This window comes from Streptomyces sp. NRRL B-1140 (assembly GCF_001280065.1).
In the GTDB taxonomy this organism is placed as follows: domain Bacteria; phylum Actinomycetota; class Actinomycetes; order Streptomycetales; family Streptomycetaceae; genus Streptomyces.
On the sequence record NZ_LGEA01000173.1, the window covers coordinates 107,953 to 130,726 of the forward strand.

Genomic DNA, 22,774 nt, shown 5'->3' on the forward strand with positions numbered 1-22,774 from the left:
AGCACCGGGATGTCCTACGACCCGTACCCGTCCCACCCCTACCGACCACCCGACCCGCCCCCGCCCCATGACCCGTACGCGTACACGTACACGTACGGCACGCACGAGACCTACCCCTGGGCGCCGCGGGAGGCGCCCGAACCGGCCGGACGGCGTCCCCAGCACAACGCCGCACTCGGGCACCACAGCGACCTGCGGGTCCTGCGCAGCGCCTACCGCTGGCAGCGGCGCGTGGCCACGCTCACGGCACTCGGTTACTTCATCCTCTTCCTGATCCTGTCGGCGTTCGCGCCGTCGTTCATGACGAGCACCGTCACCGACGGCCTGCCCACCGGACTGCTGCTCGCGCTCCTCCAGGTCCCCGTGACCTGGCTGGCGATCGGCCTGTACGAGCAGACGGCCCGCCGCCGCGTCGACCCGATCGCGGACCGGATACGCAAGCTGGCCGAGCTGGACGCGCGGCGGGAGGGAGCCCGATGACCACCGACTTCAGTGGTAACGCCCAGACGATGTCTCTGGTCGGCTTCTCGGCCGTCGCCACGATCACGCTGCTGCTGTGCGTGATGACCGGCCCGGACCGGGACGACCTGGACGAGTTCTACACCGGCTACAGCTCCCTGTCGCCCATGCGCAACGGCCTGGCGATCGCCGGCGACTACATCTCCGCCGCGACCGTCCTCGGCACCGGCGGCGTCATCGCGCTGTTCGGCTACGACGGGGTGGTGCTGGCGCTGAGCACGGCCCTGTCGCTGATGCTGCTGATGTTCCTGCTGGCCGAACCGCTGCGCAACGCGGGCCGGTTCACCATGGGCGACGCGCTGACCCGGCGCATGCCCGGACGAGCTGTCCGCATCGCGGCCTGCGCGGTGACCCTGGCGGCGCTAGTGCCGCTGATGCTCGTGCAACTGGCGGGGACCGGGCAGCTGATGGCGTTCATCCTCGGCTTCTCCGGCGAGTCACTGCAGACGGGCTGCATCATCGGCGTGGGCGCGCTGATGATCAGCTACGCGGCGATCGGAGGCATGAAGGGCACCGCCCTCATCCAGATCCTGAAGATCGTGATGCTGCTCGGCTCCGGCCTGGTGGTCTCGGTGCTGATCCTGAACCGGTTCGACTGGGACCCGGGAGCCCTGTTCGACGCGGCCTCCGCGAACAGCGGGGTGGGCTCGGCGTTCCTCTCCTCGGGCCTGCAGTTCTCCGGCGGCCCCGCCCCCGACCTGGACATGATCACCGCGCAGCTGACGGTCGTCCTCGGCGGTGGTGTGCTGCCGCACGTCACGATGCGCATGTACACGGCCTCCAGTGCCCGGCAGGTACGGCGCTCGATGTCCTGGGCGGTGTCGGGTGTGGCCCTGTTCGTGCTCGTCATCACGGTCGTCGGCTTCGGCGCCACCGCGCTGGTCGGACGGGAGCTGATCGCACAGGTCGACCCGCAGGGCAACACGGCGTATCTGCTGGGATCGCAGGCGGCGTTCGGAGCGGACGTGTCGGCGGCCGAGACGTTCCTTTTCACGACCGTCACGACGGCGGTCTTCCTCACGCTGCTCGCCTCCGTCGCCGGCATGATCCTGGCCTGCGCCAACTCCCTCGCGCACGACGTGTTCGCGGCCCGGGTGCAGGAGATGTCACCGCGCCGCGAGATGACCGTGGCGCGGCTGTCGGCCCTGGCCGTGGGTGTCACCGCGATCGTGCTGGCCACCCAGGTCCAGCACCGCAGTCTCCAGCCGCTGGTGACGTTGTCCTTCTGCCTGGGCGCCTCGGCCATCGCTCCCGCGCTGGTCTACAGCCTGTTCTGGCGCCGCTACACCCGAACGGGCCTGCTCAGCACCCTCATCGGCGGCTCCCTGGCCGTCCTGCTGCTGATGCCGGGCACCAACCTGGTCTCCGGCTCACCCGTCTCGGCGTTCCCCGAGGCCGACTTCAACTGGTTCCCGTTCACCACGACCGGACTGCTCTCCATACCTCTGGGCTTCGCCTGCGGCTGGCTGGGCACGATGGCCTCCGGCCACCGGCAGTCGGAGGAACAACGCCACCAGTACGAGGCGGTGGAGGGCTGGATCCTGGCCGGCGCGGCCCGAAGGGACCACTGACGGGACGACCCGGCACCCGAAGCGGTACGGCGCCGCCGGTCGGGCGGGGCGACCGGCCGGGGGGGGCGGTTTCCTGTCGGGCGGGGCCCGCCGGTCGCGCGGGGCCGCCCGTCGCGCAGGGCCGCCCGTCGCGCGGGGCCGCCCGTCGGGGGCGGTCGCCGGGGCGGGGTGGTCGCCGGTCGGGGGCGGTCGCCCGTCGGGGCGGTCACCGGTCGGCTGAGATCACCCGTCGGGCGGAATCGCCAGTCGGCCGAGGCCGGTGCGGCGGGCGGGCCGCCAGTCGGGCGGGGTCGCCCCTCGGCCGTGATCACCCACCGGGCACAGCCACCCGTCGGCCGGGAGCCCCACTCGGCCGGGGCCGGTGCGGCGGGGCGGCCCGCCAACCGGCCGAAATCCCACCTTGGCCGAGATCGCCCCTCGGGCGGGATCACCCGTCGGGCGGAATCGCCAGTCGGCCGAGGCCGGTGCGGCGGGCGGGCCGCCAGTCGGGCGGGGGCGCCCCTCGGCCGCGATCACCCGTCAGGCACAGCCACCCGTCGGCCGGGAACCCCACTCGGCCGGAGCCGGTGCGGCGGACAGGACGGGGCGGTCGGGCCGGTCCCGTCACCCGGACAGCACCCGGCCCCGAGAGCGCGTCACCTGATGACGTGACACCTCACCCGCGGCGCCTCACTCCGTCGACACCCGCCCCGCCCAGTCCGTCAGGCTGGCGTGGACGCGGTCGATGTGGGCCCGGGCCTCGTCGCACTGCTCGGCGTGTTCGCGGAGGAGCCGTTCCGTTTCCTCCTCCACGGTCTCGACGTGCTCATGAGCCTGGGCGACCAACTCCGCCGCGCGGGCCCGGGCTTCCTCCTCCAGGTCGTGGGCGGACGCCTCCGCGTCGGCGAGGGCCTGCTCGGCCTCGCGCAACGCGTCCTGAGCGACCGTCAGGGCCCGCTTGAAATCCGTGTCGAGCGCGGCCTCCCCGGCGGCCTCAGCCCGTTCCTTCTCCGCCCACCGCTCGGCGCGCTCCTTGGCCTGCTCGGCCAGCATCCCGGAAGCACGCTGCTGCATCTCCCGCAACGCGGCCAGCGCCTCGCCCCGCTCCTCCTGCGCCTCGTGCCGGGCCGCGCCCAGGATCTCGTCGGCCTCGGCCTGCGCGGCGAGCAGCCGCTGCCGGACGCGTTCGTCGGCATCGGCGCGTACGGCATCGGCGTGCGCCTGGGCGGACTCGCGCACGTCGGCCGCGGACACCCGCGCCCCGTCCAGAAGGTGCAGCGCCTCGGCTCGTGCCCCCTCCAGCACGGACCCGGCCTCCTGTTGAACGAGTTCGAGAAGCCGCCCGGCCCGCTCGCCGAGCGTCTCGTAGTCCGGCGGGGCCAGTCGGGCCACGGCCTCCCGCAGCAACTCCAGTTCCTCGTCCATCTGCCGGGCGAGCACCGTCAGCCGGGCCGCTCTCTCCCAGGCCGCGTCCCGGTCCGCGGACAGGGCCTCGGCGTACTGGTCGACCTGCTCGGGACGGTAGCCGCGCCCCCGCACGGCCGTGAAGCCGTGCGGTGACACCGTCGCGCCGCTCATCCGGACCCCTCTCCACCACACCGAGGTGACGTCGCGTAAAAATGGGATGATTTCGCGCACATCTTGGTGGATCAGGCGGAAGCATGCATAACGCGACACTCCGCACACAGGTCACGGAACGACGGCCGGGCCGTACGCCCGTCAGTTCCAGTCGGTGCCCGCGGGCTCCTGAATGGTCGTGTTGATGCGGTTGAACATGTTGGTGACCGCGACGGTGAGGATCAGCGCGGAGAGTTCCTTCTCGTCGAAGTGGTCGGCCACCTCGTCCCACAGCGCGTCCGGGACCGACTCCCCGGAGAGGTCGGCCAGCCTCGTCATCGCCTCCGCCAGTTTCAGCGCGGCCCGCTCGGCGTCCGAGAAGAAGGGCGCGTGCCGCCAGGCGGCGACGGCCGCGATGCGCTCCTCGCTCACCCCGTTCTTGCGGAGATTGGCGACGTGGCCGTGGACACAGGCCCCGCAGCCGTTGATCTGACTGGCGCGCAGCCCGACGATCTCCGCCACCTCCTGCGCCAGACCGCCCTCGCCGATCGCCTGGAAGAGGGTGCCGATGCCCTTCATCGCGCCGGAAAGGACATACGCCGGGTTCGTCATCCGTGCCTGCATGATCTCTGCCTCCTGAGTGGGCGGTGCGTCGCTGTCACTGCACTGACGGAGCGGCGCGGGGAGGTGTGACAGCCCGGCGCGAGAATTTTCCGCCCGGGGCACGAAAGAGCCGGGCCCGGTCGTGCGAGCGACCGGACCCGGCTCCGTACATCACGTCAGCGGCGACGTGTCACAGCAGTCCGTCCCACATCTCCTCCAGCAGGACCGACCACCAGCTCTCCGGCGAGCCCAGCGCCGCCGGATCGAGCGCGGCCAGCTGGGCCTGGAAGTCGACGGTCCAGCGACCCGCCTGCTCCTGGTTCAGGCCGAACCGCAGCCGCCACATCCGCCCCAGCAGCGCGAGGCAGCGCGCGAACTCGGGCAGCCCGGTGTTGACGAACTGCGGCGGCACCGGCGCCCCGCCCGGCCCGGCCTCCACCGGCACGGCGACGATGTTCGCCGTGCCGTACTGCACGCAGATCGCCTTGCCGAAGTCGCTGCCCATCACCAGATAGGAACCCGCGTCCGAGGCCGGCTGCACACCACGCTCGGCCGCCAGTTCCGCCAGCGTCGGCACGGGCCGCCCCGGCTGGGCCTGCGCCCAGAAGAACGGACCCATGTCCATCGGCAGTCCGGCCGCCACCAGCGTGTGCGCCACGATCGGCGGCACACCCTGCCGCGACACGGCGGCCTGCTCGAACCGGAACACCCCCGGCCCGAACGCGGCCCCCAGCTCCTGCCCGATGGCCTCCGGCGGAATCGGCGGAGCCGCCTGCACCGGCGGCAGCGGAGCACGCACCGGAGCCGGACGCGCCGGGCCGTCCGCCACCTGGTGCAACTCGCCCTGGTGGGCCAGCAACTGCTGCATGCCCTGCTGCCGGCTCGCGTGGTCCGTGCCGTACGGCGCGATGCTCGTGATCCGCGCCTGCGGCCACTGCTCCCGGATCATCCGCGCGCAGTACGCACCCGGCAGCTCGCACGACTCCAGCTCGGTGTGCAGCTCCAGCACCTGGTCCGGGGGCACGTTCATGGCCCGCAGCTCGTGGAAGATCTGCCACTCCGGATGCGGCGTACCCGGCGCCGAACGCCGGATCAGCTGCTGCTCGGAACCGTCCTGCGCACGGTAGCGCAGCACGGCCTGGTAGCCGGGGCCGACGGTCGGCTGCCCCGTGGGCTGCTGCGGATAGCCGTACGCCGGCGGCTGCCCCGGGCCGGGCGGGCCGGGCGGCGGCATCGCACCCGGAGGCACGGCACCGGGCGGCATACCGGGCGGCATCGGCTGCGCACCCGGCGCACCCGGGGCACCCGGGGCGCCCGGCGCAGCACCCGGGGCGGCCGGAGGTACGCCGGGGGCCTGCGGCGGCGGAGGCACGCCGGGCCCGCCCGCCGGGGGCGCGGCCAGCATGGTCTCCGCGTGGTGCACGGGCCCCGGACCTCCGGGAGCACCAGGAGCACCAGGAGCCCCCGGGGCACCTGGAGGTCGCGGAACGCCCGGCGCGCCGGGCGGGTGGGGAGCGCCCGGAGGCTGCGGCGCGCCAGGAGCAGCGGGAGCTCCCGGCGGCTGCGGCGGCTGCGGCGCACCCGGGCCCATCCGGCCGGGGTCGGCGAGCATCGTGGCGGCGTGGTGGACACCGCCGGGCGGCGTACCGCCCGGGGCGCCCGGAGGCTGCGGCGCGCCCGGAGGGCCGGGCTGGTTCGGCGTGCCGGGAGCGCCGGGAGAACCCGGGCCCGCCTGCGGAACGCCGGGAGCCCCGGGCGGCGGCATCGGCACGCCCGCACCCGAGGAGTCCCCGGGCCCGCCCGGACCGTCGGGCCCGAGCGCCGACACCATCTGCGTGGGGACGTACCCGCCCGCGGGAGTGCCCGATGCCCCGGGCCCCGACGGCGGCGGCGTGCCGCCCCGCTGAGCACCGGGCGTACCCGGAGCGCCCGGAGGGGGCGGAGTGGACGGGCCCGAAGTCCGGCGCCCGGGCGGCGGAGCCGCCTTGCTGGTCGCGGCGTCGGCGATGTCCCCGGCCTGGGCAGCGGCCCCCTGCGGATACCCGTACGGGGCCCCACCCGGCGCGGCGGCCGGCGGCGGCGTACTCCCGTGTGGCGGCATACTGCCGTGCGGCGGCGCGCCGACCGGCTGCTGCGGATACCCGTACGGCTGACCGCCCTGCGCGGGCGCAGGCGTGCTGCCCTGCGGCACACCGCCGGGCGGCGTCCCCGGCATCCCCGGAGCACCCGCCGGCGCCGCCGGATAGCCGTACCCCGGGCCCCCGGGCGCGGGCGCTGCCCCCGCCTCCTGTGCGTTCGGGTCGTCGACCGCCGGTGACAGCGCCGTGGGCGGAAGCTGACTGCCGCCCGACATCAGCGTCGTCTTGGCCTCGGGCGTCGTCGAAGGCGGCGGAGTGTCGCTGTCCGCCTCGCTCAGCGGCGGCGCGAAGACCGTCGCAGGCAGCGGCACGGAACGGTCGTCCCCCGCGTCCGCGGTGGTGTCCGTACCGGCCCAGGGCGTCGCCCCCTCCGGCACACCCGGAGCCGCCGGAGCCGCCGGAGCCCCGGAAGCATCAGCGCCGGTCCCGGAGTCCTCGCCTCCGGCCACCGGCCACGACGCACCACTGCCCGGCGCGGCGGGCACGCCCTGCGCAGGAGTCGAAGGGCCCCCGCCGGCCGCCGGACCGGAAGCAGCGCCGACAGCAGAGCCGGAACCCGACTCCCCGGCAGCAGAAGCCTCCTGAGCCCCGGCCCCCTCGCCCGCACCCGCACCCGCACCCCGCCGATCCGGAATCCCCAACTTGTCCGCCGCGTCCTGCAGCCACTCCGGCGGAGTCAGCAGGAACGACGTCTGGTTCAGATCCACCCGCGCCGCGGGCGCCGCCGGGGCCGGCTCGTCCACCGCGTCCGCACGGCCGTACTCCTCCTCGTACCGGCGGATCACCTCACCCACCGGCAACCCCGGCCACAACGTCGCCTCACCGCTGTCCCGCGCGATCACCAGCCGCTGCGCACCGCCGTCCGACCGCGGCCCGTCCGCCCGGTCCTCGGCCCACACCACGAACCCCAGGTCGAACTCCCGCACCCGCACCTCACGATGCTGGTACGACGGCACATCCCCGTTGATCCACTCTTCGGCGCGCTCCTGCGCCTGCGCGAAGGTCACCATCGCCGGCCTCACTCCCCCACAGCCGAGGACGACACAGCGCCCACCGGCACCACACGCGCGAACCCGCCGTCCACCATCAGGTTCGCCACCGTCTCCAACTCCGGCGGATTGCCCGCCAGCCGCGACAGGAAGACGTCGAAGTCGTCCCCGCACGGCAGCAGCAACCGCTCCACCCGCTCCGCCGGCGGCACCGAGGGATCCACGTCCCGCGCGTCGTCGTACGCGCAGAACCACACCGAACCGATCCGCGCGCCCTTCACCTTCACGGCCAGCAACCCGCCCTGGACGAAACCGATCCCCAGATAGTCCTTGGTCAGATGGTCACGCAGACACTTGTTGACGTACACCAGGTCATTGACCGCCGCCTCGTCGCGCACCGTGAAGAACGGCTGGTCCACCAGCAGCCCCAGCTCCGCGTCCAGCGCGGCACCCACCGGAGCACAGCCACCCGCCGCCTTCAAAAACGACCGGTACGCACCCGGCAGCCGGTAGCCGAGGTCCTCCTCCACGCCCTGCACCTGCGACTCCGTCACCGCCACACCCGACTTCGGCAGCCCGAAATGCGCCGGACGCGTCTCCTGCAACGGCCGCGTGCCCCGCTTGGCATGGTCGACACCCGACGTCGCCACACCCCCGTGATGCCGCAGCAGCGCCTTCACCTCGACCGGAACCAGCTCCAGCCGCCGCGTACCCACCACGTGGTGCCACGTCCAGCCGTGCGGCGTCGCCACCGCCGGCACCGTGTCCCACAACTCGTGCCCCGACGCCGACAACGCCGTGTTCGCCGACACGTAGTCCGTCAGCCGCAACTCGTCGACACCGAAACCCTCCGGCGGCTCCGCGATCTCCGCGGCCGCCCGCGCGTAAGCCGAGAAATCGGGGTAACCGCGCTCGTCGACCCGTACCCCTCTCGGGTGACGCGCCGCCCGGACCGGATCCGGGAAATGCACGACCTGCCCGGCATAGGCCGCGTTCGGCGGCGCGGCTTGCTGCCCGAGCCGACCTGTCGTCATGGCGGTTGCCCCCTGCGGCACTCTGTACGACCCGTATTGACCATCCTCGGCGCACTACGACCCGTATCGACTGTCACGTCTGCTGTCTCGACTTCACTGCACTTCACCGCACGCGCCGACCTGAAGGATCCCCCTCCGGTTCACGGCATCGATCTCCGAACGGATCACCGCATCGCCCGCGGTGCCGACAGCCTATGCGGTACGACGACACCGGTCACCGGCACCGGTCGGCACCCCCTCCGCTTCCGTGACCAGCCGTCACCCCACCGTGACGGCACAACCCGCTACGGGCGTGTCGCCGCGCCCCAGCTTCCGCACCAGCCACGGCATTTGGCAGTCTGTGACCCCCGGGGGGATGCACGGAGGGGAAGACGATCATGAACGCGACCCAGACGGGACCACACACCGGCAGGTCCACCGACCCACGAAACGGCGACCCCAGAGGCGGCAGCCGCGCCACCGGCCCCCTGGCCGGCACCCCGCGCCCCGGCGACCACGGCGACCCCAGAGGCGGCGACCCCCGCATCGGCTGGAGCACCACCGAAACCACCCACGCCCCCGCCCTCCGCCACCGCCGCGACGGCATCCTCCCCACCATCGCCGCCGCCCTCTCCGTCCGCGGCACCACCCTCACCGGCACCGCCGCCCGCGCCGACACACCCCCCGCCCTGCACCCCCTCGTCCAGGACTTCCTCGACACCCTCCCCAGCGCCCAACGCGACCGCTACACCGGCCGCTGCGCCGAAACCATCCTCATCTCCCGCCACATCGCCGCCGCCGACGCCGCACGCAGCAAACGCGCCGCACGCAAACCCATGACCAACGGCGAAGCGCGCAAAGCCCTCAAGCAGGCCAAACTCACCGCCCGACGCATCCGCGAAGACGGCGACCCCCTCCACGGCAGCTTCGCCACCCCCTGCCGCGCCTGCACCGCGCTCAGCGCCCACTTCGGCGTCCGCATAGTCGACCCCGCGTCCCAGAACAACTGACGCCCCCACCCCCACACCGCACAGCCACACCCCCGGGCGCGCACACGCACACCCGCCACCACCCCATGACCTCGACGAGACGAAGGGCAGATGCACACCGACCGCACCTCGACCACCCGCTTCGCCGTACCCGTCGACGCCGCCCTGCGCGCCGCCGGCTGGCAACCCGGACGCTGGGACATCAAACAAGCCGAGATCTGGGCCGACGCCCTGCGCGACCACACCTCCCCCGCAGGCCACCGCCACACCGTCTTCCCCGCCGCCGTCGAAGCCTGGGCCGAATTCGGCGGACTCCACATCACCCCCACCGGCCCCGGCCGCCAGGTCGCCCCCGCCACCCTCCACCTCGACCCGCTCCACGGCCTCCACATGGCCCGCACCCTCGGCGACCTCGGCCGCGCCCTCGGCACCGACGTCTGCCCACTCGGCGCCGAAACCGACAGCCAAGCCCTCCTCGCCATCGACACCGACGGCCGCGTCTACACCCTCGACCACACCGGCGACTGGTACCTCGGCCCCGACATCGACCACGCCCTCGCCACCCTCATCGCCGGCACCCAGCCCCCACGCCTCACCACCGGCTGACCACCGGCCGGCACCGACCGGAACGGGCTACGACGCCGGAATCACCGCCGACACCCGAAAACCCCCCGCATCCGTCGGCCCCGACACGAACACCCCACCCAGCGCCGACACCCGCTCCCTCATCCCCACCAGCCCGTTCCCCCCGGACGGCAACCCCGCCGACGACGCCGCCTCCTCAGCGGGCTCGTTCTCCACCTGCATCGCGATCTCCGACGCCCGATGCGCCAACCGCACATACGTCTTCGCCCCGGCCGCGTGCTTGTGGACGTTCGTCAACGCCTCCTGCACCACCCGATACGCCGTCTGCTCCACCAGCGGCGCATACGACCGCACATCCCCCTCCACCGACAACGCCACCACCATCCCCGCGGCCGCCGACTGCCCCACCAGCTCCTCGATCTCCGCCAGACACGGACCCTCGTCGTCCGCCACCCGCGAAGCCGCCGCGGCCGCAGCCACCCCCACCGCCGCCAACGGCACCACCGCCGGCGTCGGCGTCGACGCCGCAGGCTCACGCAGCCCGTCCCCACCACTGCGCAGCACCCCGAGCATCTCCCGCAGCTCCGTCAGCGCCTGCCGCCCCATGTCCCCCACCAACGCGGCGTTCCTGACAGCCTTCTCCGGATCCTTCCGCGCCACCGCCTGCAACGCCGCCGCATGCACCACCATCAGACTCACCCGGTGCGCCACCACGTCGTGCATCTCCCGCGCGATCCGCGTCCGCTCCTCGTTCCGGGCCCACTCGGCCCGCTCCTCCGCCCGCTCCGCCAGCAACTGAAGCTCCCGCTCCAGACTGTCCGCCCGCTCCCGCAGACTCTCCATCAGCCGCCGCCGCGCCCCCACGTACAGACCCATCAGCACCGGCGGCGCCGTGAACCCCAGCGACATCGTGATCGCGGCGAAGGGAACGAACCAGTCCCCTATCTCCAGGTCCCCGCGCGACATGTCCTGCTGCGTCTTCACGAACGTCACGATCAACGTCCCCACCAGCGACATCCCCGCCAGCGAGCCGATGATCCGCCGGGGCAGCTCGGCCGCGGCCAGCGTGTACAGGCCGACGACGCCCATCAGGAAGCCCATCTCGGCCGGCGTGATGGCGATCGACACCAGCACCACGGCGATCGGCCACCGCCGCCGCACGAGCAGCACGGAACCGGCCAGCAGCCCGAAGACGACCCCCACCGCCACCGGAACCCCCGCGTCCCCGGCGAACGGGATCCCCTCCAGCGCGCACTCCAGCGCGGACACCACGGCCAGGCTCACATCGAGCACGGCACTACGCCGCCTGGCCCACCACCACGGCCCTCCCCGGGCCGTCACATGGTCTTCCCCCGTCGCGGTCATGCCTCCCAGCCTACGGGCGGCCCCCGCCGCTTTTCCGTCCCATTTCCCGCACGGGCCCACACCACACTCCGTGACCGTTCGGCCGCGATACCACCCGATATCCCTCGAACTGCTGAATCGCTCACCGTTCGACCCCGGAGGCGATCATTCCGCCCGGACGGTATGCGTATGGCACATGCAACAGGCAAATACGCCGACTTCGAGGGGTTGCGGGAGAAGGCGGTGGCGCTCCGCCGCCAAGGCCTCAGCCTCCGCCAGATCCGGGACGAGCTGAAGATCTACAACAACGACATCCTCAACCAACTGGTCAAAGGCGAACCGCCCCCGCCCTGGACGAAGCGCCCCCGGGCGAAGGACGACCTGAGGGAAAGGGCGAGGGAGCTCCGCCTCCAGGGCTGGACGTACGACCAGATCGAGGTGGAGCTGGGGTGCTCCAGGAGTTCGATCTCCCTGTGGGTACGGGACCTACCGAAGCCGGAGCGTCGCGACCCGACGGAGCAGGCGAAACTGGCGGCGCAGCGGAGGTGGGAGCACGAACTGGCGGTGCGGGACGCGGAGCGGCAGCAGACCAAAGCGACGGCCGCCGCAGAGATCGCCGAGATGTCGGACCGCGAATTGTTCCTCCTGGGCGTCGGTTTGTACTGGGCAGAAGGAACCAAGGACAAACCGTACGCCCGCCGCGAGACCGTCATCTTCGTCAACAGCGACCCCGGCATGATTGAGGTCTTCCTGGCCTGGTTGGACCTTCTTGGCGTTGAGCGTGAGCGCCTGCGGTACACCGTCATGATCCACGAGACGGCCGATGTGACAGCAGCTGAGCAGTACTGGTCCGATCTCGTAGGCGCCGACCGTTCCGCCTTCTACAAGACGACCCTCAAAAAGCACAACGCCAAGACCGTCCGCAAGAACGTCGGCGACTCATACCGGGGCTGTCTGGCCATCAGAGTCCTGAAGGGAGCCGACTTGTACCGTCGCATCGAAGGCTGGTGGTCTGGCATGGTGGTGGAGGCCAAGCGGCGAACCGCGTAGGCTGCCCTGGTGATCCCCCGTGGTGTAATCGGCAACACACATTACTTTGGATAATGTATTTCAGGTTCGAGTCCTGGCGGGGGAGCCATGCTCGGTGCGGGCCCTGACTGACAAGTCAGGGCCCGCACCCATGCCCCCCACAAAACCCCCCGGTATCCTGCGGATGTCACCCCACCCCATCCACAGCCGAAGGGCATCCCGTGAGCGCCAACCGCCCGGCAGCCGTCGTCGTTCTCGCAGCGGGTGAGGGCACCCGTATGAAGTCGGCCACACCCAAGGTCCTGCACGAGCTCTGCGGTCGCAGTCTCGTGGGTCATGTGCTCGCCTCCGCGGGCGAGCTGCAGCCCGAGCATCTGGTCGTCGTGGTCGGCCACGCCCGTGAGAAGGTCACCGCCCATCTCGGTGAGATCGCCCCCGACGTGCGTACCGCCGTGCAGGCGGAGCAGAACGGCACCGGGCACGCCGTGCGGATGGGCCTGGAGGAGCTGGGCGGGTCGGTCGACGGGACGGTCGTCGTCGTGTGCGGGGATACTCCCCTGCTGACCGGTGCGACCCTGAGGGCCCTCGCCGAGACGCACTCCGCGGACGGCAACGCGGTCACCGTGCTGACCGCCGAGGTGCCGGACGCGACGGGGTACGGGCGGATCGTCCGGGACGAGGCCACGGGTGCCGTCACGGCGATCGTGGAGCACAAGGACGCCTCCGACGCGCAGCGGTCGATCCGGGAGATCAACTCGGGTGTGTTCGCGTTCGACGGGCCGTTGCTGGCGGACGCGCTGAAGAAGGTGCGGACGGACAACAGCCAGGGCGAGGAGTACCTGACGGACGTGCTCGGGATCCTGCGTGAGGCGGGGCACCGGGTGGGGGCGTCGGTGGCCGGTGACCACCGTGAGATCGCCGGGATCAACAACCGTGTGCAGCTGTCGGAGGCGCGGCGGATCCTGAACGACCGGTTGCTGACGGAGGCGATGCTCGCCGGTGTGACCGTGATCGATCCGGCGACGACGTTCATCGACGTGACGGTCACGTTCGAGCAGGACGCCGTCGTTCATCCGGGTACGCAGCTGCACGGCAGCACGCACCTGGCGCAGGGCGCGGAGGTCGGGCCCAATTCGCGGCTGAGCGACACCCGTGTGGGTGCGGGTGCGCGGGTGGACAACACCGTGGCCGCGGGCGCCGAGATCGGCGCGGAGGCGACGGTGGGGCCGTTCGCGTATCTGCGTCCGGGGACGCGGCTGGGTGTGAAGGGCAAGATCGGGACGTACGTGGAGACGAAGAACGCGTCGATCGGGGACGGGACGAAGGTTCCGCACCTGTCGTACGTGGGGGACGCGACGATCGGTGAGCAGACGAACATCGGTGCCGCGAGCGTGTTCGTGAACTACGACGGGCAGGAGAAGCACCACACGACCATCGGTTCGCATTGCCGGACGGGTTCGGACAACATGTTTGTGGCGCCTGTCACGGTGGGGGACGGTGCGTACACCGCTGCGGGGTCCGTGATCACGAAGGATGTGCCGGCGGGTTCGCTGGCCGTGGCCCGTGGTCAGCAGCGGAATATCGAGGGTTGGGTGGCTCGGAAGCGTCCGGGGAGCGCGGCCGCGAAGGCGGCTGAGGCGGCTTCCCGGGAGTCGGCCGGCGAGGGCTGACCGGAAACCGATGCCTCAAACACGGCGTACGGTGATAAGTGCACACCCGCACCCCCACCAGCTGAGACGGCCTCCGGCAAGCCGGCTGCGAGGTCTCTCGACACCCAGCTGCGACACCTCTGAGGAGACAGTGCTGTGACCGGGATCAAGACGACCGGCGAGAAGAAGTTGATGTTCTTCTCCGGCCGCGCCCACCCCGAGCTTGCGGAGGAGGTCGCCCAACAGCTGGGTGTCGGGGTTGTCCCGACGAAGGCCTTCGACTTCGCCAACGGTGAGATCTATGTGCGGTATCAGGAGTCGGCGCGTGGCGCGGACTGTTTCCTGATCCAGAGCCACACGGCTCCGATCAACAAGTGGATCATGGAGCAGTTGATCATGATCGACGCGTTGAAGCGTGCGTCGGCGCGCTCCATCACGGTCATCGTGCCGTTCTACGGTTACGCGCGGCAGGACAAGAAGCACCGTGGGCGTGAACCGATTTCGGCGCGTCTGATCGCGGACCTGATGAAGACCGCGGGTGCGGACCGGATCCTGACGGTGGATCTGCACACGGACCAGATCCAGGGCTTCTTCGACGGTCCGGTGGACCATCTGTTCGCGCTGCCGCTGCTGGCGGACTACGTGGGCCGGAAGGTGGACCGGGAGAAGCTGACGGTCGTGTCGCCGGACGCGGGCCGGGTGCGGGTCGCGGACCGCTGGTGTGACCGGCTGGGTGCGCCGCTGGCGATCGTGCACAAGCGGCGTGACAAGGACGTCGCGAACCAGGTCACCGTCCACGAGGTCGTGGGTGAGGTGAAGGGGCGCGTGTGTGTGCTGGTGGACGACATGATCGACACCGGTGGGACGATCTGTGCCGCGGCGGACGCGTTGTTCGCGCACGGTGCGGAGGACGTGATCGTGACGGCGACGCACGGGGTGCTCTCGGGCCCGGCGGCGGACCGGCTGAAGAACTCGCGGGTGAGTGAGTTCGTGTTCACGGACACGCTGCCGACGCCGGGTGAGCTGAGCCGGGATCTGGAGAAGATCTCGGTGCTGTCGATCGCGCCGACGATCGCGAGCGCGGTGCGTGAGGTGTTCGAGGACGGTTCGGTGACGAGCCTGTTCGACGAGCAGTAGGCGCCGAGCGGCGGGCACCGGGTGGTGCCGGCGTAGATCCTTTTGGGTGCGGCCTCCCCTTCCGAGTAGACTGCTGCAGTTGCTCGGCGAGGGAGGCCGTTTCCGTTTCCGGAGGCGGTGGTCCGTTATCGACGCGCTCTTCGTAGCAGGCCGTTCGTGGCCGGGTGACCACGTCCGTTCTGATTTCGAGGAGTGACTATGTCCGAGGTGAAGATCTCCGCCGCGACGCGCACCGAGTTCGGCAAGGGTGCCGCGCGCCGTATCCGTCGTGAAGACAAGGTTCCGGGTGTCCTGTACGGGCACGGTTCGGACCCGATCCACCTGACGCTGCCGGGTCACGACCTGCTGATGGCGCTGCGTACGCCGAACGTGCTGATCGCGCTGGACATCGACGGCAAGTCGAACGAGCTGGCGATCCCGAAGTCGGTGCAGCGTGACCCGCTGAAGGGCTTCCTGGAGCACGTGGACCTGCTGCTGGTGAAGCGCGGCGAGAAGGTCACGGTCGAGATCCCGGTGCACACCGAGGGCGAGCTGGCCCCGGGTGGCTTCCTTCTGGAGCACGTGCTGAACGCGCTGCCGGTCGAGGCCGAGGCCACGCACATCCCGGAGTCCGTGACCGTCTCCGTCGAGGGTCTGGCGGCGGGTGACTCCATCCTGGCGAAGGACATCACGCTGCCGAAGGGCACGACGCTGGCCGTCGAGGAGGACGCTGTCGTCCTGCAGGTGCTGGCCGCGCAGGCCGAGGAGGTCTCCGAGGACGAGGAGGCCGCTGAGGAAGAGGCCGCCGAGGCCTGATCCTCTGGCTCGTCGTTTTCGTCGGCCGCTGTTCCCGTGCGGGGCAGCGGCCGACGCGTATGTACGGAAGGAGACTTGGACGTGACGACCGATGCGGCCGTTCCGTGGCTGATCGTGGGGCTGGGCAATCCGGGGCCGGAGTATGCGGGGAACCGGCACAACGTGGGTTTCATGGTGGCCGATCTGCTGGCTGACCGGGTCGGGGGGAGGTTCAAGCGGGCCGGCCGGGCGCAGGCGCAGGTCGTGGAGGGCCGGATCGGGCCGCCCGGGCCGTTGAACCGGCGGGTGGTTCTGGCGAAGCCGATGTCGTACATGAACCTGTCGGGCGGTCCGGTGAACGCGCTGCGGGATTTCTACAAGGTGCCGGTGGATCATGTGGTGGCGGTGCATGACGAGCTGGACATCGACTACGGGGTGCTGCGGCTGAAGCTGGGTGGCGGGGACAACGGGCACAACGGGCTGAAGTCGATGACGAAGGCGTTCGGTGCGGAGTATCACCGGGTGCGGTTCGGGATCGGGCGGCCGCCGGGGCGGATGCCGGTGGCTGATTTCGTGCTGAAGGATTTCTCGTCGGCGGAGCGCAAGGAGCTGGACTACTTCGTGGACCGGGCGGCGGATGCGGTGGAGTGTCTGGTGATCGAGGGGTTGGAGCGGGCGCAAAGCTCGTACAACTCCTGACTTGTCACCCACCGAGGTTGACGGGCCGTTCAGGCATGGCCAATGATCCCGGCCATGTCTGCCTCTGCCCCCTCTTCGTCCCGGGCTTCGGCCGTCGTGCTGCGGTTCGGGCGGTTCGCGGCGATGGGCACGGTCGCGGTGCTGATCCTGATCGCGGGGGTGTGGGCGTCGTGGGGTACGGCGCAGCACGTGATGCTGACGAAGGGCCGGGAGCAGGGCACGGTCGAGGTGGTGCGGTGCGGGCCGGAGTCGTGCTGGGGCCGGTTCACGCCGTTGTCGGCGGGTGCGCAGCCGCGGGCGCGGGTGGTGCTGGAGAAGTCGGTCGCGGTGGAGCGGGGCCGGACGTACACGGTGGTCGTGAAGCCCGGTGGTGATGACGCGGTGCGTTCGGGTCCGGCGGGGGTGCTGTACGCGTGGGTTCCGCTGGGCGGTGCGTTGTTGCTGGCGTCGGTCGTGGTGGCGGGTGGTCTGCTGCGGACGCGGCTCGCGTGGGTGATGGGGTTGTCGGGGGTGGCGTTGCTGACGGCGGTGTTCGTGGCCGTCTGAGGGGCTGGGCGTTCTCTTCTGCTGGAGAGGCTTTTGTTCCTGGTGGGGCGAGTGTTGTGCGTTCGTGATTGACGTGCTGCCGGGCGAGGCTGGAAGCTGAGCCGCCCCCTCCACATCTTCCCGGTCACTTCTCGAAGATGGACTACCCGTATGCGTACTCTCTCCCGCTTCGGCGCTGTCTGCGCTGCTGCTTCCGCGGCCCTTCTGTTCGCTCCGGCCGCCCATGCCACTGCGCCCGGTGACAACGGCACGGTGAAGATCCATGACGCCGCCACGGGTGAGGAGCTGACCCGTAACGAGCCGCATGTGTGTGCCTTCTATCTGGATGCCTTCGGTTTTGACGGTGGTCAGAAGGTGGACTGGCACATCGACGCGATCCCTCCGAGTGAGAACAAGGGGGAGACGGTGGAGTCCGGTGTGCTGTCGCTGGATGCCGAGGGTCACGGCCGGACGGAGGATCTGTCGCTGGCCGACGGGCATTACAAGCTGTTCTGGACGTTCGAGGGTGAGAAGGGGTCCGCCAAGCACAAGGTGTTCTGGTCGGACTGCGAGGACGAGCAGGAGCCGGGTGGTTCGACGCCGTCGGGTTCGGCGTCGGCGTCGGCGTCTCCTTCGTCGGGGGTGTCCGGGTCGCCGTCGGGTGGTCCGGGTGCGTCGGCGTCGCCGAGCGCGTCGGCCGGTGGGGGTGTGCCGGCGTCTGCGTCGCCGTCCTCTTCGCCGTCGCCGCAGGGTGGGGGCGACGGTGATCTCGCCGAGACGGGCAACGGGGCGCCGGTGGGTGTGCTGTCCGGTGTGGCGGCTGCGCTGGTGGCGGGTGGCGGGTTCCTGGTGCTGCGGCGCCGGAGGGCCGGCCGCGGCTGATCCGGAAGGCACTGTGCCCCCGAGCCCGTGTAGGGGCTCGGGGGCACAGTCGTGTCCGGGGGTGGTTCAGCCGGTGTTGCGCAGGCCGGCTGCCACGCCGTTGACGGTGAGGAGGAGGGCGCGGGCGAGGAGCGGGTCGGGCTGCCCGGAGGCTTCGGCGGCCTCGCGCTGCCGCTTGAGCAGGGCGACCTGGAGGTAGGAGATGGGGTCGAGGTAGGCGTCGCGGATGGCGAAGGTCTGCTTCAGGTCGGGTGCGGCGTCGAGCAGTTCGTCTTCGCCGGTGACGCGCAGGACTTCACGGACGGTGAGTTCGTGCTCGGCCTTGATGGTGTCGAAGACGTGCTTGAGCTCGTCGGGGACGAGGGTGTCGACGTAGTGCTGGGCGATCCGCAGGTCGGTCTTGGCGAGGGTCATCTCGACGTTGGAGATGAAGTTGCGGAAGAAGTGCCACTGCTGGTGCATCTCGTCGAGGACGGTGTCGAGGCCGGCTTCGCGCAGGGCCTTGAGGCCGGAGCCGACGCCGAACCAGCCGGGGACGATCTGCCGGGACTGGGTCCAGCCGAACACCCAGGGGATGGCGCGCAGGCCGTCGAGGGAGACGCCGGAGCCGGGGCGGCGGGAGGGCCGGGAGCCCAGGTGCAGGTCGGCGAGCTGGTCGACCGGTGTCGACGCGAGGAAGTACGTCGGCAGGTCGGGGTCCTCGACGAGGCGGCGGTAGGCGGCGTGGGCGGCGTCGGAGACGACGTCCATCGCGGCGTCCCAGCGGGCGAGGGCCTCGGTGGACTGGCGGGGCGCGGTGTGCAGGGCGGACGCCTGAAGGGTGGCCGCGACGGTGAGTTCGAGGTTCTCGCGGGCCAGGGACGGGATGAGGTACTTGTCGGAGATGACCTCGCCCTGTTCGGTGACCTTGATCTCGCCTTCGAGGGTGCCCCAGGGCTGGGCGAGGATGGCGTCGTGGGTGGGGCCGCCGCCGCGGCCGACGGTGCCGCCGCGGCCGTGGAAGAGGCGCAGGCGTACGCCGTAGCGGTGGGCGACGTCGCGCAGGCGGCGCTGGGCGCGGTGGATCTCCCACTGGCTGGTGGTGATGCCGCCGAACTTGGAGGAGTCGGAGTAGCCGAGCATGACCTCCTGGACGTCGCCCCGGAGCGCGACGAGGCGCCGGTAGGACGGGTCGGAGAGCATGTCCTCGAGGATGGTGTCGGCGGCCTTGAGCTCGTCGGTGGTCTCCAGGAGCGGGACGATGCCGATCTTGGCCCAGCCGGCGTGCAAATCGACGAGTCCGGCTTCGCGGGCGAGGACGGCGGCGGCGAAGACGTCGTCGGCGCCCTGGCACATGGAGATGATGTAGGACTCGATGACCTCGGGTCCGAAGACTTCGAGGGCGCGCTTGACGGTGCCGAAGACGCCGAGGGTCTTCTCGCCGGGGGCGTCGACGGGTGCCGGGGTGGGTGCGAGCGGCCGCCGGGACCTGAGTTCCTTGGCGAGGAGCTTGGCGCGGTAGTCGCGGGGCATGTCGGCGTAGCGCCAGGATTCCTCGCCGAGCCGGTCGAAGAGCTGACCGAGGGCGTGGTGGTGGGCGTCGGCGTGTTCGCGGACGTCCATGGTGGCGAGCTGGAGGCCGAAGGCGGCGAGGGTGCGGATGGTGCGGGCGAGGCGGCCGTCGGCGAAGAGGCCGCCGCGGTGTTCGCGCAGGGAGGCCTGGATGATCCGCAGGTCGGCGAGGAGTTCGCCGGTGCCGAGGTAGTCGCGGCCGGCGACGTGGGGGGTGCCCTCGGCGAGGCGCTTCTTGGTGTTCTCCAGCTTCTGCCGGATGCAGGTGGCCTTGAGCCGGTAGGGCTCTTCGGCGTTGAGGCGCTTGTAGCGGGGGCTGATCTCGGGGAGGTTCTCCAGGTCGGTCTGGAGGGAGGTCAGGAGTTCCTCGGTGGCGCCGGCGTAGCGGATGGAGTTGGACAGGAAGCCGCGGAGTTCGTCGATGGTGTCCAGGGCGTCGTTGATGCCGTGTTCGTGCTGAAGGATGAGGATGTCCCAGGTCACCTGGGGGGTGACGTTGGGGTTGCCGTCGCGGTCGCCGCCGATCCAGGTGCCGAAGGTGAGGGGGCGGGTGTCGTCGGGGAGCTTGACGCCGGCGCGCTCGAGTTCGGCGGTGAGGTCTTCCAGGACGTCGCCGACGGCGTTCGCGTGCAGCTCGTCCAGGTAGTAGATGGCGTTGCGGGCCTCGTCGGCGGGCTCGGGGCGCACGACGCGCAGTTCGTCGGTCTGCCAGACGAGGTCGATGTTCTCGGCCAGTCGGGTGTCCAGGCGGCGCCGGTCGGATTCGATGACCGGGGTTTCCAGGAGCGCGGCGATGCGGCGGAGCTTGTTCAGCACCGAGCGGCGTGCGGCCTCGGTGGGGTGGGCCGTGAAGACGGGCCGGACGTTGAGGTTGCGGACCGTCTCGCGCAGGTGCTCGGGGTCGGCGTCCTTGAGCCGGTCGGCCGTACGGGCGAGGAGTCCGCCTTCGGCGGCGCGGCGGGCGCGCAGCTCGCGGCCGCGGTGGACCTGCTCGGTGACGTTGGCCAGGTGGAAGTAGGTGGAGAAGGCGCGGACCAGCTTGGCCGCGGTGTCGAGTTCGGTGCCGCGCAGCAGCTCGGCGGCGGCCTCGCCGTCCTCGCGGGTGAGGCGGCGGACCTTTTCGACGAGTTCCAGCAGCTCGGGGCCCTCTTGGCGGACGAGGGTCTCGCCGAGGAGGTCGCCCAGCCGGCGGATGTCGGCTCGCAGCTCGCTGCTCGTCGTCGTGGTCTGGTCGTCGGCACTGCTCACAGGTGCGGCTCCTTGCAGTGTTGAAGCTCGTCTGGGAGGGGAACCCGGACGGCGTCTCGCGCGGCGGGGCAGCCGCTTACGGATCGGACATCCGGGAAGAAATCAGAGCGGACCGCGCTGTCCGACCGACTCCAGGATAGGTGTCGGCCGGGACGCGCAGACTCGCGGGCTCTTGCCGCCCGGCGACGCACTGCCATACTTACGATGCCGTAGGTTACGGAACCGTAGGGAAGCACGTCACGGTTCACGTGCCCGGCCACTCCTTCCTTCCTCCACATACCCCCCAGGGGACGCGTATGACCAGTAGTTCCGACGTGATCGAGGATGCTCCCAAGGCGCCCGGTCAGGACTCCGACGCCGCCTTGGCCACGCTGGGCGGCGAGCAGAAGCGGTCCATCGAGCAGATCGCCCTCCTCCTCTTCATCACCGTTCCGTTCCTCGCGCTGCTGGCGGCGGTGCCGCTGGCGTGGGGCTGGGGGGTGAGCTGGCTGGACCTCGGTCTGCTGGTCTTCTTCTACTACCTCGGGTGCCACGGCATCACGATCGGCTTCCACCGTCACTTCACCCATGGGTCCTTCAAGGCCAGGCGGCCGCTCAAGATCGCGCTGGCGATCGCGGGTTCCATGGCGGTCGAGGGCCCGCTGGTGCGCTGGGTGGCCGACCACCGCAAGCATCACAAGTTCTCCGACGCGGAGGGCGACCCGCATTCGCCGTGGCGGTTCGGTGAGACGCTCCCGGCCCTGATGAAGGGCCTGTGGTGGGCGCACATCGGATGGATGTTCGACGAGGAGCAGACGCCGCAGGAGAAGTACGCGCCGGATCTGGTCAAGGACAAGACGCTGCGCACCATCTCCCGTCAGTTCGTCCTGTGGACGGTGGTGTCGCTGGCGCTGCCGCCGGTGATCGGCGGTCTGGTGACGATGTCCTGGTGGGGCGCGTTCACGGCGTTCTTCTGGGGTTCACTGGTCCGGGTGGCGCTGCTGCACCATGTGACCTGGTCGATCAACTCGATCTGCCACGCGGTCGGCAAGCGCCCGTTCAAGTCGCGTGACCGCTCGGGCAACGTGTGGTGGCTGGCGATCCTGTCCTGCGGTGAGTCCTGGCACAACCTGCACCACGCCGATCCGACGTCCGCCCGGCACGGCGTGATGCGCGGCCAGCTCGACTCGAGTGCCCGCCTGATCCGCTGGTTCGAGAAGGCGGGCTGGGCGTACGACGTGCGGTGGCCGTCACGCTCGCGTATCGATTCGCGCCGTAACACCGGGGAAGGCGGCTCCCCGCGCGGGAAGGAGCCCGTCGAGGCGGCATGATGGTCGCTGTGGCGACCGACTCGAGCAGCACCCCCAGCAATGACAAGCCGCGGCGAGCGCGTCGCACCCGGATGACCGGTGCCGAGCGCCGTCAGCAGCTGCTGGAGATCGGTCGCACGCTCTTCGCGGCGAAGGGTTTCGAGGGCACGTCGGTGGAGGAGATCGCGGCCAAGGCCGGGGTGTCCAAGCCGGTGGTGTACGAGCACTTCGGCGGCAAGGAAGGGCTGTACGCGGTCGTGGTGGACCGTGAGATGCGGCGCCTGCTGGACATGGTGACCAGCTCGCTCACCGCCGGTCACCCGCGCGAACTGTGCGAACAGGCGGCGTTCGCGCTGCTGGACTACATCGAGGAGTACACGGACGGGTTCCGCATCCTGGTCCGTGACTCCCCCATCCCCCAGTCGACGGGTTCCTTCGCCTCGCTGATCTCGGACATCGCCACGCAGGTGGAGGACATCCTGGGCCGCGAGTTCAAGAGCCGCGGCTTCGACCCGAAGCTGGCCCCGCTGTACGCCCAGGCCCTGGTCGGCATGGTCGCCCTGACCGGCCAGTGGTGGCTGGACGTGCGCCGGCCGAAGAAGGCCGAGGTGGCCGCGCACCTGGTGAACCTGGCCTGGCACGGCCTGGACGGGATAGAGGCCAAGCCGCACCTGATAGGGCGCCGCAAGGCCTGAGGCCGCAGG

General features: G+C 70.9%; 19 protein-coding genes and 1 tRNA gene. 14 read left to right on the forward strand and 6 right to left on the reverse strand.

What is annotated here, in order from left to right:
* The first annotated feature begins 9 nt into the window (after positions 1–9).
* Both ADK65_RS36040 and ADK65_RS36045 read left to right on the forward strand, forming a co-directional pair.
* Complete coding sequence (locus ADK65_RS36040) at positions 10–480, forward strand: DUF485 domain-containing protein (RefSeq protein ID WP_053675797.1); 471 nt, start codon at positions 10–12, stop codon at positions 478–480.
* A complete protein-coding gene (locus tag ADK65_RS36045; RefSeq protein WP_053675798.1) occupies positions 477–2,090 on the forward strand; it encodes a cation acetate symporter in 1,614 nt (537 codons plus the stop codon). The genes ADK65_RS36040 and ADK65_RS36045 overlap by 4 nt, the downstream gene beginning before the upstream one ends.
* Positions 2,091–2,759: 669 nt before the next feature.
* On the opposite strand, the gene ADK65_RS36050 is transcribed toward ADK65_RS36045, so the two are convergent.
* From ADK65_RS36050 to ADK65_RS36065, 4 genes are all read right to left on the reverse strand, one after another.
* On the reverse strand, positions 2,760–3,647 hold the full coding sequence (locus tag ADK65_RS36050; protein ID WP_053675800.1) for a hypothetical protein: 888 nt from the start codon (positions 3,645–3,647) through the stop codon (positions 2,760–2,762).
* 141 nt (positions 3,648–3,788) lie between these two features.
* Complete coding sequence (locus ADK65_RS36055; RefSeq protein ID WP_053675802.1) at positions 3,789–4,250, reverse strand: carboxymuconolactone decarboxylase family protein; 462 nt, start codon at positions 4,248–4,250, stop codon at positions 3,789–3,791.
* A 169-nt stretch (positions 4,251–4,419) separates the two neighbouring features.
* The gene (locus ADK65_RS37805; protein ID WP_078956315.1) at positions 4,420–7,377 is read right to left on the reverse strand and encodes an SUKH-4 family immunity protein; all 2,958 of its coding nucleotides are present in this window, start codon (positions 7,375–7,377) and stop codon (positions 4,420–4,422) included.
* Positions 7,378–7,385: 8 nt separating this feature from the next.
* Positions 7,386–8,390, reverse strand: a complete 1,005-nt coding sequence (locus ADK65_RS36065; protein WP_053675806.1) for an SMI1/KNR4 family protein — start codon at positions 8,388–8,390, stop codon at positions 7,386–7,388.
* 377 nt (positions 8,391–8,767) lie between these two features.
* On the opposite strand from ADK65_RS36065, the gene ADK65_RS36070 reads away from it, so the two are divergent.
* Together ADK65_RS36070 and ADK65_RS36075 are read left to right on the forward strand one after the other, a co-directional pair.
* A complete protein-coding gene (locus ADK65_RS36070; RefSeq protein WP_199825762.1) occupies positions 8,768–9,379 on the forward strand; it encodes a YwqJ-related putative deaminase in 612 nt (203 codons plus the stop codon).
* Positions 9,380–9,469: 90 nt separating this feature from the next.
* Positions 9,470–9,964 carry an SUKH-3 domain-containing protein gene (locus ADK65_RS36075; protein ID WP_053675807.1) on the forward strand — a complete coding sequence of 165 codons (495 nt, stop codon included), beginning with the start codon at positions 9,470–9,472 and terminating at the stop codon, positions 9,962–9,964.
* 27 nt (positions 9,965–9,991) lie between these two features.
* Here the strand turns inward: ADK65_RS36075 and ADK65_RS36080 are convergent, their stop codons facing one another.
* Complete coding sequence (locus tag ADK65_RS36080; RefSeq protein ID WP_053675809.1) at positions 9,992–11,308, reverse strand: sensor histidine kinase; 1,317 nt, start codon at positions 11,306–11,308, stop codon at positions 9,992–9,994.
* 168 nt (positions 11,309–11,476) lie between these two features.
* Between ADK65_RS36080 and ADK65_RS36085 the strand changes: the two genes are divergently transcribed.
* From ADK65_RS36085 to ADK65_RS36120, 8 genes are all read left to right on the forward strand, one after another.
* Entirely contained in the window at positions 11,477–12,337 is an 861-nt protein-coding gene (locus tag ADK65_RS36085; RefSeq protein WP_053675811.1) for a hypothetical protein, read from the forward strand.
* A 13-nt stretch (positions 12,338–12,350) separates the two neighbouring features.
* Positions 12,351–12,425: transfer RNA gene (locus tag ADK65_RS36090), tRNA-Gln, on the forward strand.
* 112 nt (positions 12,426–12,537) lie between these two features.
* Positions 12,538–13,986: a bifunctional UDP-N-acetylglucosamine diphosphorylase/glucosamine-1-phosphate N-acetyltransferase GlmU gene (gene glmU, locus ADK65_RS36095; RefSeq protein ID WP_078956316.1), complete on the forward strand. Its 1,449-nt coding sequence runs from the start codon at positions 12,538–12,540 to the stop codon at positions 13,984–13,986.
* Positions 13,987–14,121: 135 nt separating this feature from the next.
* Positions 14,122–15,102, forward strand: a complete 981-nt coding sequence (locus tag ADK65_RS36100; protein ID WP_053675814.1) for a ribose-phosphate diphosphokinase — start codon at positions 14,122–14,124, stop codon at positions 15,100–15,102.
* 198 nt (positions 15,103–15,300) lie between these two features.
* A complete protein-coding gene (locus tag ADK65_RS36105; protein ID WP_053675816.1) occupies positions 15,301–15,897 on the forward strand; it encodes a 50S ribosomal protein L25/general stress protein Ctc in 597 nt (198 codons plus the stop codon).
* Positions 15,898–15,972: 75 nt separating this feature from the next.
* Positions 15,973–16,575: an aminoacyl-tRNA hydrolase gene (gene pth, locus ADK65_RS36110; RefSeq protein ID WP_053675818.1), complete on the forward strand. Its 603-nt coding sequence runs from the start codon at positions 15,973–15,975 to the stop codon at positions 16,573–16,575.
* Between the two features lie 42 nt (positions 16,576–16,617).
* The gene (locus tag ADK65_RS36115) at positions 16,618–17,121 is read left to right on the forward strand and encodes a hypothetical protein (RefSeq protein WP_107092469.1); all 504 of its coding nucleotides are present in this window, start codon (positions 16,618–16,620) and stop codon (positions 17,119–17,121) included.
* Between the two features lie 150 nt (positions 17,122–17,271).
* On the forward strand, positions 17,272–17,982 hold the full coding sequence (locus ADK65_RS36120) for an LPXTG cell wall anchor domain-containing protein (RefSeq protein ID WP_053675820.1): 711 nt from the start codon (positions 17,272–17,274) through the stop codon (positions 17,980–17,982).
* A 66-nt stretch (positions 17,983–18,048) separates the two neighbouring features.
* Here ADK65_RS36120 and ppc read toward each other — a convergent pair whose 3' ends face one another.
* Positions 18,049–20,781, reverse strand: a complete 2,733-nt coding sequence (gene ppc / locus ADK65_RS36125; protein WP_053675822.1) for a phosphoenolpyruvate carboxylase — start codon at positions 20,779–20,781, stop codon at positions 18,049–18,051.
* 296 nt (positions 20,782–21,077) lie between these two features.
* On the opposite strand from ppc, the gene ADK65_RS36130 reads away from it, so the two are divergent.
* Together ADK65_RS36130 and ADK65_RS36135 are read left to right on the forward strand one after the other, a co-directional pair.
* On the forward strand, positions 21,078–22,091 hold the full coding sequence (locus ADK65_RS36130; protein ID WP_053675825.1) for an acyl-CoA desaturase: 1,014 nt from the start codon (positions 21,078–21,080) through the stop codon (positions 22,089–22,091).
* Positions 22,088–22,765, forward strand: a complete 678-nt coding sequence (locus ADK65_RS36135) for a TetR/AcrR family transcriptional regulator (RefSeq protein WP_053675827.1) — start codon at positions 22,088–22,090, stop codon at positions 22,763–22,765. Before ADK65_RS36130 ends, ADK65_RS36135 begins: the two co-directional genes overlap by 4 nt.
* Positions 22,766–22,774 lie beyond the last annotated feature (9 nt).